Source organism: Frigidibacter oleivorans, from assembly GCF_003993775.1.
Lineage (GTDB): Bacteria > Pseudomonadota > Alphaproteobacteria > Rhodobacterales > Rhodobacteraceae > Frigidibacter > Frigidibacter oleivorans.
In genome coordinates this window covers 404,590-416,869 of sequence record NZ_RJRZ01000002.1, presented here as the reverse complement: position 1 = coordinate 416,869, position 12,280 = coordinate 404,590, and the positions used below count along the sequence as shown (strand labels likewise).

The 12,280-nt window shown below is 70.1% G+C and carries 10 protein-coding genes; 5 read left to right on the top strand and 5 right to left on the bottom strand.

Translation table 11 applies throughout. From position 1 onward, the window contains the following. Positions 1-102: 102 nt before the first annotated feature. The 5 genes from EEY80_RS20650 to EEY80_RS04920 form a co-directional block, all read right to left on the bottom strand. On the bottom strand, positions 103-657 hold the full coding sequence (locus tag EEY80_RS20650) for an acyltransferase (protein WP_126975454.1): 555 nt from the start codon (positions 655-657) through the stop codon (positions 103-105). A 41-nt stretch (positions 658-698) separates the two neighbouring features. After that, the gene (locus tag EEY80_RS04935; protein ID WP_126975453.1) at positions 699-962 is read right to left on the bottom strand and encodes a spike base protein, RCAP_Rcc01079 family; all 264 of its coding nucleotides are present in this window, start codon (positions 960-962) and stop codon (positions 699-701) included. 121 nt (positions 963-1,083) lie between these two features. After that, on the bottom strand, positions 1,084-1,944 hold the full coding sequence (locus EEY80_RS04930; protein WP_126975452.1) for a CpsD/CapB family tyrosine-protein kinase: 861 nt from the start codon (positions 1,942-1,944) through the stop codon (positions 1,084-1,086). 16 nt (positions 1,945-1,960) lie between these two features. Then, positions 1,961-3,529: a GumC family protein gene (locus EEY80_RS04925; RefSeq protein WP_126975451.1), complete on the bottom strand. Its 1,569-nt coding sequence runs from the start codon at positions 3,527-3,529 to the stop codon at positions 1,961-1,963. Positions 3,530-3,531: 2 nt separating this feature from the next. After that, the gene (locus tag EEY80_RS04920; RefSeq protein ID WP_126975450.1) at positions 3,532-4,410 is read right to left on the bottom strand and encodes an ExeA family protein; all 879 of its coding nucleotides are present in this window, start codon (positions 4,408-4,410) and stop codon (positions 3,532-3,534) included. Between the two features lie 678 nt (positions 4,411-5,088). Between EEY80_RS04920 and EEY80_RS04915 the strand changes: the two genes are divergently transcribed. From EEY80_RS04915 to xrtD, 5 genes are all read left to right on the top strand, one after another. Beyond that, entirely contained in the window at positions 5,089-5,787 is a 699-nt protein-coding gene (locus EEY80_RS04915; RefSeq protein WP_235829712.1) for a sugar transferase, read from the top strand. Between the two features lie 40 nt (positions 5,788-5,827). Further along, the gene (locus tag EEY80_RS04910; protein ID WP_164738140.1) at positions 5,828-8,332 is read left to right on the top strand and encodes a tetratricopeptide repeat protein; all 2,505 of its coding nucleotides are present in this window, start codon (positions 5,828-5,830) and stop codon (positions 8,330-8,332) included. A gap of 197 nt (positions 8,333-8,529) precedes the next feature. Next, the gene (locus EEY80_RS04905) at positions 8,530-9,135 is read left to right on the top strand and encodes a polysaccharide biosynthesis/export family protein (protein ID WP_126975447.1); all 606 of its coding nucleotides are present in this window, start codon (positions 8,530-8,532) and stop codon (positions 9,133-9,135) included. Between the two features lie 153 nt (positions 9,136-9,288). Next, entirely contained in the window at positions 9,289-10,548 is a 1,260-nt protein-coding gene (locus tag EEY80_RS04900; protein ID WP_126975446.1) for a hypothetical protein, read from the top strand. A gap of 107 nt (positions 10,549-10,655) precedes the next feature. Beyond that, entirely contained in the window at positions 10,656-12,260 is a 1,605-nt protein-coding gene (xrtD, locus tag EEY80_RS04895) for a VPLPA-CTERM-specific exosortase XrtD (protein WP_235829711.1), read from the top strand. Positions 12,261-12,280 lie beyond the last annotated feature (20 nt).

Sequence of the window (12,280 nt, the reverse complement as noted above, 5' to 3'; positions counted from 1 at the left end):
CTCCGGTCAAATATGCCGGGAGGTTAGCCAGACCATCGGCCCCGTGCAATCGCAGCAGGCCGATTGCCCGGCTTTTTCTGCACGGCAGCGACAGCTGTCGGCTCAGTCCCGCTGACGGAGGACGCGGGCCGGGACACCCGCGGCGATGGCGAAGGCCGGCACGTCGCGGGTCACCACCGATCCCGCGCCGATGACGCAGCCCTCGCCCAGCGTGACGCCGGCGGTGATCACGCATCGGGTGCCGATCCAGCAGTCCGGGCCGATGGTCACGTCGCGTTCGGTCATCGGCTGATCGGTGATCCGCTGGCCCGCGGCCAGCCCATAATCGGCGGCGGTGACGAAACAGTCGGGCCCGATGGTGGTGCGCGCGCCGACCGTGATGCGCCCGGTCGCCTTGCCAGCCCACAGCGACGTCCGCGCGCCGACCTGCACCGCGTCGCCCAGCTCGATCCGCTCGCCATGCGCGAACGAGGCATTGGGCGCGATGCGCACGCCCCGACCGAGGATCATCCGCGACCGGGGCACGACATGGCTGTAGCCGTAATAATGCAGCAGCCGGAACGGATGCAGCAGCAGGCCCGGATGCAGGACCGACGCCGCGAGCCGGCGCAGCCTGTCCGCCGGCGTCTGCTTGGTCGGCATGGATCTGGCCGGCATGGCACCCTTTCCCGTCTGGCCGCACCCGGCGGCGTCATCTTTCAGCGCAGGGCGACGATGCCGCTGGCTGTCGTCCCGGTGGCGAGCACCCGCCGCACCCGCAGCGGGTAGATCATGCCCGCCTGCGCCTCGGCCAGGGTGACGGTCGCCCCCGACAGCATCTCGACCGCCAGCGTGCCGGACCCGCCCACGTACAGCGCCCGGCTGACTGCGGCCAGAGGCTGGCTGTCGCTGGGGGTGACCGCATCGGCGTCGCGGGCGGGGGAATCGAGGGCTGTGGCAAGCCCGGCGAAATCATCGGCCATGTTCGTCGTCTCCTCGGCTGGATGGTGGCCGAGGTCTAGGCAGGCGGCGCTGAACGTCCGCCTGCGCGACCGGACGCCGCGGCCGCCCCGCAGGCAACGGCGGCGATCAGGACGCAGCCGATCAGGAGCCGTAGCCATAGGCATAGCCGTCGGCGGGGTCGAGGAAGCGGCACTTGTTCACCACCACGCCCATGACATTGGTCTGGGCCGCCAGCTCGCGCTCGCACAGGTCGATCTGCTTGATCGTGGTGGCCTCGGCCGCCGCGACCAGCAGCACGGCATCGACCTTGTCGACGAAGGCCATCACATCGTCGCCGGTCATCATCGGCGGCATGTCGAACAGGGTCACCGTCGGGGCATAGACCGTCTCCATCCGCTCCAGCGCGGTGGCGGCATGCGGCTGGCCGAGGATTTCGGCGGAATTGCGCAGGCCGGCGGGATTGGTCGCCACGGCTAGGTTGTCGGCCAGGCGCAGGGCGCAGTCGCCGAATTCGGCCTCGCCCGACAGCACGGCCGACACCGGCGCCGTTTCCGGCAGGCCCAGCATCCGCACCATCGAGGGCCGGCGCAGGTCCGCCTCGACCAGGATCACCCGCAATTCCGGCTGGCGGGCAAGGCTGAGCCCGAGGTTGAGCGAGATGGTGGTCTTGCCGCAGGCGGGGCTGGGCGAGGTGATGGCAACGCGGCGCCAGCCATTGGTGCGGATCGCCTGCAGCAGCCGCGTGCGCATCACGTCGAAGGTGGTGGCCTCGCGGCGGTCGCCATCCTCGATCAGGTGGTTGCGCAGAAACACCTCGGGTGCCGGGCGGAAGGCGCGCAGCGACGACCATGCGGCCGAGGTGGCCGAGACGCCGGCGAAGGCCGCCGCGGGGCCGGCATAGCCGCCGCCGGCCGCCGCGCCCTTGGTGCCGCGGGCCGGGGCGGCTGCCCCGGCGCCCCGCGCGGCGCGGGCCTTGGCGAGTGCGGCCTGGATCTTTTCCATGCGCGATACTCCGGGTTCAGCCGATGGCGCGCTGCAGCGCGTCGGACAGGGTGAAGATCAGGTCGTCGATCGGCATCACCAGCATGTGGATCGCCGCCAGCGCCGCGGGAAGGGCGATCAGCGCCACGGTGGTCACCGCGCCGCCGCCCGCGGGTTTGCTGCGCCGCTGCGTCTCGTCCGGCTCGCGCATCAGCGGGACGGTGGCGAAGGGCGTGATCCCCAGCCGCGCCGTCAGTTCCGACGGGCGACGGATCGCGGTGTTCGTCATCTCGATCAGCAGGATCAGCGCCAGTCCCAGCATCATCCCGCCGCCGAGCCCCGCCGCGGCGATCAGCGGCCGGTTCGGGCTGTCAGGCTGGCGCGGCACCTCGGCCTGTTCGATGATCGAGATCTTCTGGCCCTTCGACAGCGCCTCGATCAGGTCGCCGGTTTCTGCCTGGGCCTTGCGCGCCACGGCGGTGTCGTATTGCTGGCGCACGTTCGCATAGTCGCGTTCCAGCGTTTCCAGCGCGATGGCGTTGCCCGGCGTCGCGTCGATGGTGGCGGTCAGCTCTTCCATCGTTGCCGTCAGGCGCGCCTTCTCTTCGGTCAGCTGCGCGATCTGGGCGTCCATATCGGCCACCTGCAGGTCGAAGGCCGACAGCGGCGCCTCGGTCTCGGCCGGGTCCGGCGCAGCGTCGGCGGCCTGCGCCGCCACGATCCGTTCCAGCGCCGCGACCTGGCTTTCCAGCAGCCGCACGTTCGGATGCTGTGGCGAATAGACTGCCAGCGCCCGCGTCAGCGCGTCGCGCGCCTCTTGCAGCTGGCGCGCCTCGGGGGTGCGGGTATCGGTCGCGACGGACACCTGCCCGGTGCGCGAAAAGACCTCTTCCAGCCGCGTGCGGCGCTCGGTCAGGCTGGACAGGTCGCGCTCGATCTGCAGCAGCCGCTCCTGGATCACCGCCTGCTGGTTGCGCCGGTAGTCGAGGCTGTCGGGCAGCGCCTGCATGTTGGCCTGCTTGAAGGCGAGGATACGCTCGCTGCGCAGCGCCACCTCGCGGTCCAGCCGCTCGACCTCCTGCGTGAAGAAGTCGACCGTATCCGAGGATACGCCGGTCCGCAGGGCCACATCCTCGGACAGGATCATGGTCACGACCTCGTTGGTCACGCGCGCGGCGAGCTGCGCGCTCGCATCCGCGAAGGACACGGTGACGATGGTGGCCTGGCGCTGGCCGCGCGCCTCGCCGCCGGTGGTGACGATGCGGATCCGCTGACGCAGGTCCTTGACGATGTCATCCGGCGTCGGCTGCGGCGACGCGCCTTCATAGATGCCCAGCCGGTTCGCCAGCTCGATCAGTTCCGCCCGCGTCTGGATGCGCTGCTGGATGATCTGCAGCTGTTCCGTCGCCTCCACCCGTACCGTGGATTCGGCCAGATCGCCCGGGATCTGCTCGCTTTCCACCAGCAGGCGCGCCTCGGCCACATAGGTCGGCGGCAGCACGGCGGCCACCCCCAGCCCCAGCCCCAGCCCGACGAGGCTGAGAAGGATGAACCATGGCAGCCGCCGCAGGAACAGGGACAGGTAGAACTTGAAGTCGAAGGTCATGATCAATGTCCCATTCTCAGATCCTGCGGCACCGGCCCAGGACGCACGGCACCGCCGCCGAAGAAGACCCCGTCATCCAGCACCTGTTGCACGGTGGACCGCGCGACGCGCTGGACATTGCGGGTGAAGGCATAGACCAGCGCCAGATCGCAGAGCTGGTTCACCAGACGGGGCACGCCGCCCGACGCCTCGCACACGAGGTCGCAGGCGGCCGCGCTGAAGATGTCCGATTCCGCCCCGGCGATGCGCAGGCGATGCCGGATATAGGCGCGGACCATCGGCGCATCCATCTCGGGCAGGTGAAAGCTCGCGGCGACCCGCTGCGCGAATTGCGTCAGGTCGGGCCGGCGGATGGTGTCGCGCAGCTCGGGCTGGCCCACGAGCACGAGCTGCAGCAGCTCGTCCTTGTTGGAGTTGATGTTGGTGAACATCCGCAGTTCCTCGAGCGACTCGCGGCTGAGGTTCTGCGCCTCGTCGAAGATCAGGATCACGCGCCGGCCTGCGGCATATTCCTCGATCAGGAACGTCTGGAACTGCCCGAACAGATCGACATAGCAGGCGTCGGACGCGGCCGACTGGCCCAGGGCCAGCAGCACCCAGCGCAGAAGCTCGCCCCGGTCGCCATGGGCATTGGCGATCAGGCCGATGCGCACGTCATCCTCGACGCTGCGCAGCAGGTGGTGCAGCAGCGTGGTCTTCCCCGCCCCCACCTCGCCGGTGATCAGGGTGATCGGCGCGCGGGTGACCAGACCGTATTCCAGCATGGCGAAGGCACGGCGGTGGTTCGCCGACCAGAACAGGAAGTCGGGATCGGGCACCAGCGTGAACGGGCGCTCCTTCAGGCCGAAGTAGGAGGTGTAGACGTCGAGTGTGCTCACCATGTCGCTTCGTTCGCTGAAGGGGGGCACGCGCCGGACCGGAGCGGGTAGTCCGGCACATCCGCCCGATCGCCGGGCCCCCGACCTGTCTGCCGCGTCCCTTTCTGCCAAGTCCGGCCGCCGCTGGCCAGCCTTCGCGGGGGGTCGGCGAAACTTTCTGCGACAGCGAAATGGGTATGTTTGGCGACAATCGGATGCATTTTCCAGATTCGTTCGGTTATTGACCCCAATCAAATGCGCAACCTTCGACAGGATCAAGACAAAGGATAGACGACAGCCCGGCCTTCGGGGGCCGCCGGCGCTGCCCGGCAAGTACCCGAATCAGAACACATTCACGATGCTGCATCGCGGCGCCGATCAGACCCGGATCGGCGCCGGCGCGAGGGTCGAGGCCGCAAAACTGACATCTGTGGCGAAACAATCAGCCGGAATCCGGCAGAAATCCGCGCTGCGGTCGCAAATCGGGCCGGCTTTTGCCGCGTTTGCTGCCATTGCGCTTTCGTCCCGCCGCCGCCCGTGCTTAAAATTGAACTGCGGTCGGGCATCTCGATCCCACTTTACGCCGACTGACTTTTCGCCGCGGCCCCCGCCCGCGCGCCTCCTTATCGCCGATGGCCATGCGCCAAGCGGAGTAGAATTATGACATTGCAGTGTCACGATATTTCGAAATCCGCGGCCATCGTGCGGGACCACCCTCCGCGCCAGGTCGCCGGCGGGGTAGCCGCGTCGAAAGGGTTCACCCGGCCGGAACCGGGCGATCGCGCGGACCGCCGGGGCCTCTATGACCGCGGGCTCAAGCGCTGGTTCGACCTCGCCGCCGTGATCCTGATGGCGCCCGCCGCGCTGCCGCTGATCCTGCTGCTGGCGCTGTGCGTCGCGATGGATGGCCACGGCCCCTTCTTCCGGCAAAAGCGGGTCGGACGCGGGGGACGCGTCTACACGATGTGGAAGCTGCGCAGCATGGTCCATGACGCCGAGGCGCGGCTCGAGGCGCATCTGCTGGCCGATCCGGCGGCCCGGCTGGAATGGGACGTCACGCAGAAGCTGCGTCAGGACCCGCGCATCACCCGCTTCGGCCGGTTCCTGCGCAAGACCTCGCTCGACGAGCTGCCGCAGCTGTGGAACGTGCTGACCGGCGACATGAGCCTGGTCGGCCCCAGACCGATGCTGCCCGACCAGCAGCACCTTTATCCCGGCACCGCCTATTACGCCCTGCGCCCCGGCATCACCGGCCCCTGGCAGGTGACCTCGCGCCATACCTCCGGCTTTTCCGAGCGCGCCCATTATGACGCGGCCTACCTGTCCGAGATGTCGCTGCTGACGGATCTTCGCCTGCTGGGCGCGACCGTCGGCGTCGTCGTCAATGGCACCGGCTGCTGAGGCGCGCCAAAGGCCAGAGACCAATCACGGAAGGCAGACCATGACCCATGCGACCCGCATCCTTGTCGCGGCGGCATTCGTTGCGGTGGCCTTCGGCCTGTCGGGCTGCCAGGACAAGGCCACCCGCGCGGCGAACCACTTCGCCTCGGCCCAGACCCTGCTGGCGGAGGGCGACGAGGATCGCGCCATCGTCGAGCTGCGCAACGTCTTCAAGTATGACGGCCTGCACCGCGAGGCGCGGCGCACCTATGCCGACCTGATGCTGAAGCGCGGCGACACGAACGAGGCCTACAGCCACTATCTTCTGCTGGTCGAACAGTATCCCGACCTCGTGGAGGTGCGGGTGATGCTGGCGGAACTGGCGCTGGCCCGCGGCGACTGGCGCGAGGTCGAGCGGCACAGCGCGGCGGCGGCGACGGTGGATCCCGATGCGCCACGGGTGCAGGCGCTGCGTCTGGCCGTCGACTATCGCAATGCCGTCGGCATCCGCGACGTGACCGCCCGGACCCGCATCGCGGCGGCGGCCCGCGACCTGCTGGATGCCGATCCGGACCTGCCGGTAGCGCGGCGCATCCTGATCGACGACCTGATGAAGGGCGCTGACCCGCAGCGCGCGCTGCCGGAACTCGACGCGGCGCTGGCGCTGCAACCCGATGCCTTCGACCTGAACATGCTGAAATACCGGCTGCTGGCGCAGTCGGGGGACCCGGCGAAGACCGGCGCGCAACTGCAGGCGATGCACGCGCTGTACCCCGACAACATGCAGATCCAGGGCCTGCTGGTGCGCTGGTATGTCGCCTCGGGGCAGTTGCCCGAGGCGGAACGGTTCCTGCGCCGGCTCGCCGGCCCCGATGACGGGCCGCCCGAACGCCACATGTCCGTGGTTCAGCTCCTGCGCGAAACCCAAGGGCTCGACGGCGCGGCGGCAGAGCTGCAGCGGCTGGCCGCGGCCAACCCGGACAGCGACCTTGGCACCTACTACGCCGCCCTGCGCGCGGGCCTCGCCTTCGACGAGGGCGACCGGGCGGGCGCCATCGCCACCATCGAGTCGCTGCTGCGGGACGCGGGGGCGAGCGACCGCACCCGCAACGTGCGGGTGATGCTGGCGCGGATGCTGATCACCGAGGGCAACCGCGTCGGCGGCCGCGCGCGTATCGAGGAAGTGCTGCAGGAAGACCCCACCCATGTCGGCGCGCTGAAGCTGCGGGCGGGCCTGCTGATCGGCGAGGACGATCCCGGCGCGGCCATCGTCGACCTGCGCACCGCGCTTGGCCAGGAACCGAACGATCCCGAGATCCTGACGCTGATGGCGGCGGCGCATGAACGCGACGGCAGCCCGGAACTGGCGGGCGAGCGACTGGCGCTGGCGGTGGACCTGTCCGGCGGCGCTCCGGCGGAATCGCTGCGCTATGCCCAGTTCCTGCTGCGCGACGGGCGCCGTGCCGCCGCCGAGGCGGTGCTGGTGGATGCCGTGCGGGTCTCGCCGCAGGCCGTGCCGGTGGTCGCCGCGCTGGCCGAACTGCGGCTGGCCAACCGCGACTGGACCCGCGTGGCCGAGGGCGTGGCGCAACTGCGCGACATCGGCACACCGCCCGCCATCGCCGCGGCCCAGCGCCTGCAGGCGGCGCTGCTGACCGGGCAGGACCGGGTCGACGAAAGCATCGGCTTCCTGCAGGGGCTGGTGGCCAGCGGCAATGCCGACAACAGCGCGGTGGCGCTGATCCTGCAGACCCAGCTGCGCAGCGGCCGAGCGGCCGAGGCGCGCAGCTATCTCGACGGCATCCTGGCCGAGCGGCCCGGCGATTTCGGCCTGCGGCTGCTGGGGGCGAGCCTCGACGCGCTGATCGGCGAGCCGGAGCGGGCCGAGGCGACGCTGCGCCGCCTGATCGACGAGGCGCCCGAGGCCGAACCGCCGGTACGCATCCTGCACGGGCTGCTGATCGGGCAGGGACGCCGGGACGAGGCCTCGGCGCTGGTCCGGACCGCGCTGGAACGCCAGCCCGGTTCGGTGACGCTGCGCTGGATCCGGGCGGGTGAGCTGGAGAATTCGGGCGATATCGACGGCGCCATCGCCATCTACGAGGCGCTTTATGCCGAACAGAGCAACAACCTCGTGATCGCGAACAACCTCGCCAGCCTGATCACCGCCCACCGGACCGATGCGGAAAGCCTCGAGCGCGGCTATGCCATCGCGCGGCGGCTGCGCGGGTCGGAGGTTCCGGCCTTCCAGGACACCTATGGCTGGATCGAGTTCCGGCGCGGCAACCGCGACGCGGCGCTGGAGGTGCTGTTGCCCGCGGCCGAGCGGCTGGCGAACGACCCGCTGGTGCAGTTCCATGCGGGCGCGGCGCTGGCGGCGGCCGGCCGCACCGACGAGGCCGAGGCAAAGCTGCGGCGCGCGCTGGAACTGTCGACCGATCCGCCGCTGCCGCAGATGCAGACGGCACGCGACCTGCTGGCGCGGATCGAGGCGGGCGAAACGGCACCGCAGCTGGCGGCACCGGCCGCCCCCCCGGGCGGGGCGGCGGACAGCGGCGGTGGTTGAGGCCGCTCCGGGAGGACAGAGGCGCGGCGGGCGCGGATGCCCCGCTGTTGCAGGGCCGGCACGTTTGCCTTGTGCCGGAAGGGAAATTCGGAGCCGCCGCGTCAATTCGATTGGTGAGCCACCGGCATTCGGGTAGAAAATTTGAACAGGCGCGCTTCGAGCAGACCTAGCGGGCAAGCCCTGAGGAGAATGACCAGATGACCTTCAAGACCGTTCTGCTGACCGCTGCGCTGGTCGCGGCGACGCCGGCCCTGGCGCAGGACAGCTACCGCATCGGCACCGGCGACGTGCTGCGGATCGAGGTTCTGGAGGATGGCGACCTGAACCGCACCGTGCTGGTATCGCCCGACGGCCGCATCACCGTGCCGCTGGCCGGCAGCGTCCCCGCCGCGGGCCGCAGCCTCGATCAGGTGCAGGCGGACCTGGCCGGGCGGCTGGCCCCGAACTTCGCCGCCGCGCCCAATGTCTATGTCTCGCTCGACCGGCTGGCGGAACGCCGCGCCGCGACGGGGCCGACGACCCCCGCCACGATCGAGGTCTACATCCTCGGCGAGGCGGCAAAGCCCGGCGTGGTGGAACTGGAGCCCGGCACGACGCTGCTGCAGGCGCTGGCGGCGATGGGCGGCTTCTCGAAATTCGCGGCGACCAAGCGGCTGCAGCTGCGCCGGATCGGGCCGGACGGATCGGAACAGGTCTACCTGATCAACTACCGCGCCATCGAACAGGGGCAGAGCGCCGCGGGCAACACCGTGCTGGCCGAAGGCGACGTCATCATCATCCCGCAACGCGGCCTTTTCGAATAGGGCCGCGACGGCACCCGGACTGCCGGGCGGCATCCCCCGCGCCGGACATGGCCGAAGAACCGGACGACAAGGCGGGGGCGAGCGGCGAGGAGAGGGCAGGTCTTGGCGCAGGCATCCCAAGGGCGGGCGAATGACCGGAAGGCGATCGCCGGAATGGCTATGATCGGGCGGGCCTCGGTCTGGCGCGGGCTGGTCCGGACCGGGCTGGTGCTGGTGGCGGGCGCCCTGCCCGCCGCGGCGCAGGACGAGGTGCAGCCGCGCCTGACCTTCAACGTGACCGAGCGGCTGGAAAGCACCGAGAATCTGGGGCTCGACCCAGACAGCCTCGGCCGCACCGACCAGTCGCTGACCTCGATGTCCCTGCGCTGGCACAGCGCGACCCCCACCAGCGAGCTGATCTTCGATCTGGGCGGGCTGGTGCGCATCGACGACGGGCCCGAGGCCGACGACACGGTGAACGGTCTGACCGATCCGCGACTGTTCTTCAGCTATTCGCGCGAGGCGGCGACCGCCGCGCTGTCGGTCACCGGGCGCTATCGCCGCATCCCCATCACCTCGCTGCTGCCCGATCCCGACGATCCGCTGGGCGTCGAGGACGAACGCGGCACCGGGCTGCGGGAGGACGCGGAACTGGGCGCGCGCATCGACTGGGGCATCGGCACGCCGGTGGGCTTCGGGCTGGAGGCGAACCTGCGCGACGTCGACTATTCCGACGACGATGGCGCCAACGATCCCTACCGGCGCGAAACGGTCAGCGCGCGGCTGCGCCATGCCTTCGACCACGCGACCGAGGGGCGCGTGACCCTGCGCTATTCCCACTACAAGGCCGAGGACGAGGACGCCCGCGAAACGCCCGGCCTCGATGTCGAACTGGACCGGCAGCGCCCCGACGGGCTGTGGACCGGGGTGCTGGGCTTCGACGATCCGCCCGAGGGCCTGCGCACCCGGCTGGAATTCGGCCGCGACCGCGACCTGCCCGCCGGCCGGATCGGGTTCCGCATCGGCGCCACCCATTCCGAAGCCGCGGACAAGACCATGCTGACCGGCCGTTTCGACTGGCGGCGCGACATGCCGCTGGGGCGTGTCGATTTCGGCCTGAACCGCAGCGTGCGGTCGGGCGAGGATGACGAGGAAACGCTGCTGACCGGCCTGCGCGCGGGCCTCAGCCGCGAGATCGGGCCGCTGAGCGCGCTGTCGCTGAACCTGTCCTATGTCGTGTCGGAAGAGCAGGGCGGGGATGACGAGACGACGCGGGACGGCACCCTGTCCGCCGCCTATCGCCGGACGCTGGCGCAGACATGGGACCTGTCGCTGGGCTACCGCCACCGGATGCGCGACGAGGAGGGCGAGGACACGGCCCGGTCCGACAGCGTGTTCCTGACGCTGGAGCGCAGCTTCGTGCTGCTGCCCTGAACGGGCCCGGCCCGGCCCAGTCCGGGCGGGCGTGAACGCAACGGCGACGGTCAGGCGCGGCCCGCGCCCTGCCCGTCCGCCCGACGACCGGAGGCTGACGGATGCCGATGACCACACCGCCCGAAGGCAGGACCGCCGCCCGGCTTCAGGGCGTGGACCCGGTCGCGGCGGGCTGGTTCGTGCTGCTGCTGGCGGCGCCGCTGCCGCTGTTCTGGCCGGGTTTCGCCGCGCTGGCGGCGGCATGGTCGACGCCGGAATACAGCCACGGACCGCTGATCCCGATCATCTCGACCTACCTGTTCCTGCGCGAGTTGCGGCGGGACCGGCAGGCCGGCCGGATGCCGGTTCCCGGCGACAGCCGCCTGCCCGGCATCCTGCTGATCCTGGCCGCGCTCACGGTGGCGGTGCTCGGCAATCTGGTGCGCATCCCGGATGTCGTGACCTACGGCTTCATCCTGTGGGTCGGCGGCGTGGTGCTGACCGGCTTCGGCTGGCGGTCGGGCCGCCGGCACTGGGCCCCGGTGCTGCACCTGATCTTCATGCTGCCGCTGCCGCAGATCCTGTACTGGAAGCTGACGATCTTCCTGCAGCTCGTCTCCTCGGAACTGGGCGTCTGGTTCATCGCGCTGGCCGGGGTGCCGGTCTATCTGGAAGGCAACGTGATCGACCTCGGCATCTACAAGCTGCAGGTGGCCGAGGCCTGTTCCGGCCTGCGCTACCTGTTCCCGATCCTGAGTTTTTCCTACCTGTTCTCGATCCTCTATCGCGGCCCGCTGTGGCACAAGGCGACGCTCTTGCTGATGGCCGCGCCGCTGACCGTGTTCATGAACGCCTTCCGCATCGGGGTCATCGGGGTGCTGGTCGACCGCTACGGCATCGAACAGGCCGAGGGGTTCCTGCATTTCTTCGAGGGCTGGGTGATCTTCGGCACCTGCGTGGCGATCCTGTTCCTGACCGCCACGATGCTGCAGCGCACCACCCGGACCCCGCTGACGCTGGCCCAGACCATCGACCTCGACACGCAGGGCTTCGCGGCCGAGATCGCGCGCCTGCGCAACATCGGCCCGGCCCGCCCCCTGGCCGCCGCCGCGCTGCTGACGCTGGCGGTGACGGCGGTCACGCTGGCCGCGCCGGCGCCCGCCCGCGAACCGGTGTCGCGCGACCAGTTCCTGCTGTTTCCCCGCGCGCTGGACGACTGGTCCGGCTTCAACGAGCCGCTGGACCCCGAGGTGGTTCAGGTGCTGGCGGCCACCGACTATGTCCACATGACCTTTGCCGCGCCCGGCCAGGCGGGCGCCGTCAACTTCTTCGCCGCCTGGTACGAGAACCAGACCGAGGGCGCGGGCATCCATTCGCCCGAGGTCTGCCTGCCCGTCGGCGGGTGGGAGATTTTCTCGCTGGAACAGGTCACCCGCTCGTTCCCCGGCACGGTGCAGGGCACCTTCCAGGTGAACCGTGCGGTGATCCAGAAGGGCCTGTCCCGGCAACTGGTCTGGTACTGGTTCGAACAGCGCGGGCGGCGGATGACCAACGACTATGCCGCGAAGCTGGCCGTGGTGCGCGACGGGCTGGTGCGCGGCCGCACCGATGGCGCGCTGGTCCGCTTCGTCACCCCGATCGTGGGGGACGAGTCCGAGGCAGATGCCGAGGCGCGGTTGCAGCAACTGGTTGCGCAGGTCCTGCCAAGACTGCCACGCTTCATCCCGGAATGATCCGCGACCGGAGTCCGGAC

Bases quoted from the DNA above. Each gene is read 5' to 3' on its own strand.
- EEY80_RS04920 (WP_126975450.1), bottom strand. From the start codon at position 4,410: ATGGTGAGCACACTCGACGTCTACACCTCCTACTTCGGCCTGAAGGAG.
- EEY80_RS04925 (WP_126975451.1), bottom strand. From the start codon at position 3,529: ATGACCTTCGACTTCAAGTTCTACCTGTCCCTGTTCCTGCGGCGGCTG.
- EEY80_RS04935 (WP_126975453.1), bottom strand. From the start codon at position 962: ATGGCCGATGATTTCGCCGGGCTTGCCACAGCCCTCGATTCCCCCGCC.
- EEY80_RS04900 (WP_126975446.1), top strand. From the start codon at position 9,289: ATGGCTATGATCGGGCGGGCCTCGGTCTGGCGCGGGCTGGTCCGGACC.
- EEY80_RS20650 (WP_126975454.1), bottom strand. From the start codon at position 657: ATGCCGGCCAGATCCATGCCGACCAAGCAGACGCCGGCGGACAGGCTG.
- EEY80_RS04910 (WP_164738140.1), top strand. From the start codon at position 5,828: ATGACCCATGCGACCCGCATCCTTGTCGCGGCGGCATTCGTTGCGGTG.
- xrtD (WP_235829711.1), top strand. From the start codon at position 10,656: ATGACCACACCGCCCGAAGGCAGGACCGCCGCCCGGCTTCAGGGCGTG.
- EEY80_RS04930 (WP_126975452.1), bottom strand. From the start codon at position 1,944: ATGGAAAAGATCCAGGCCGCACTCGCCAAGGCCCGCGCCGCGCGGGGC.
- EEY80_RS04905 (WP_126975447.1), top strand. From the start codon at position 8,530: ATGACCTTCAAGACCGTTCTGCTGACCGCTGCGCTGGTCGCGGCGACG.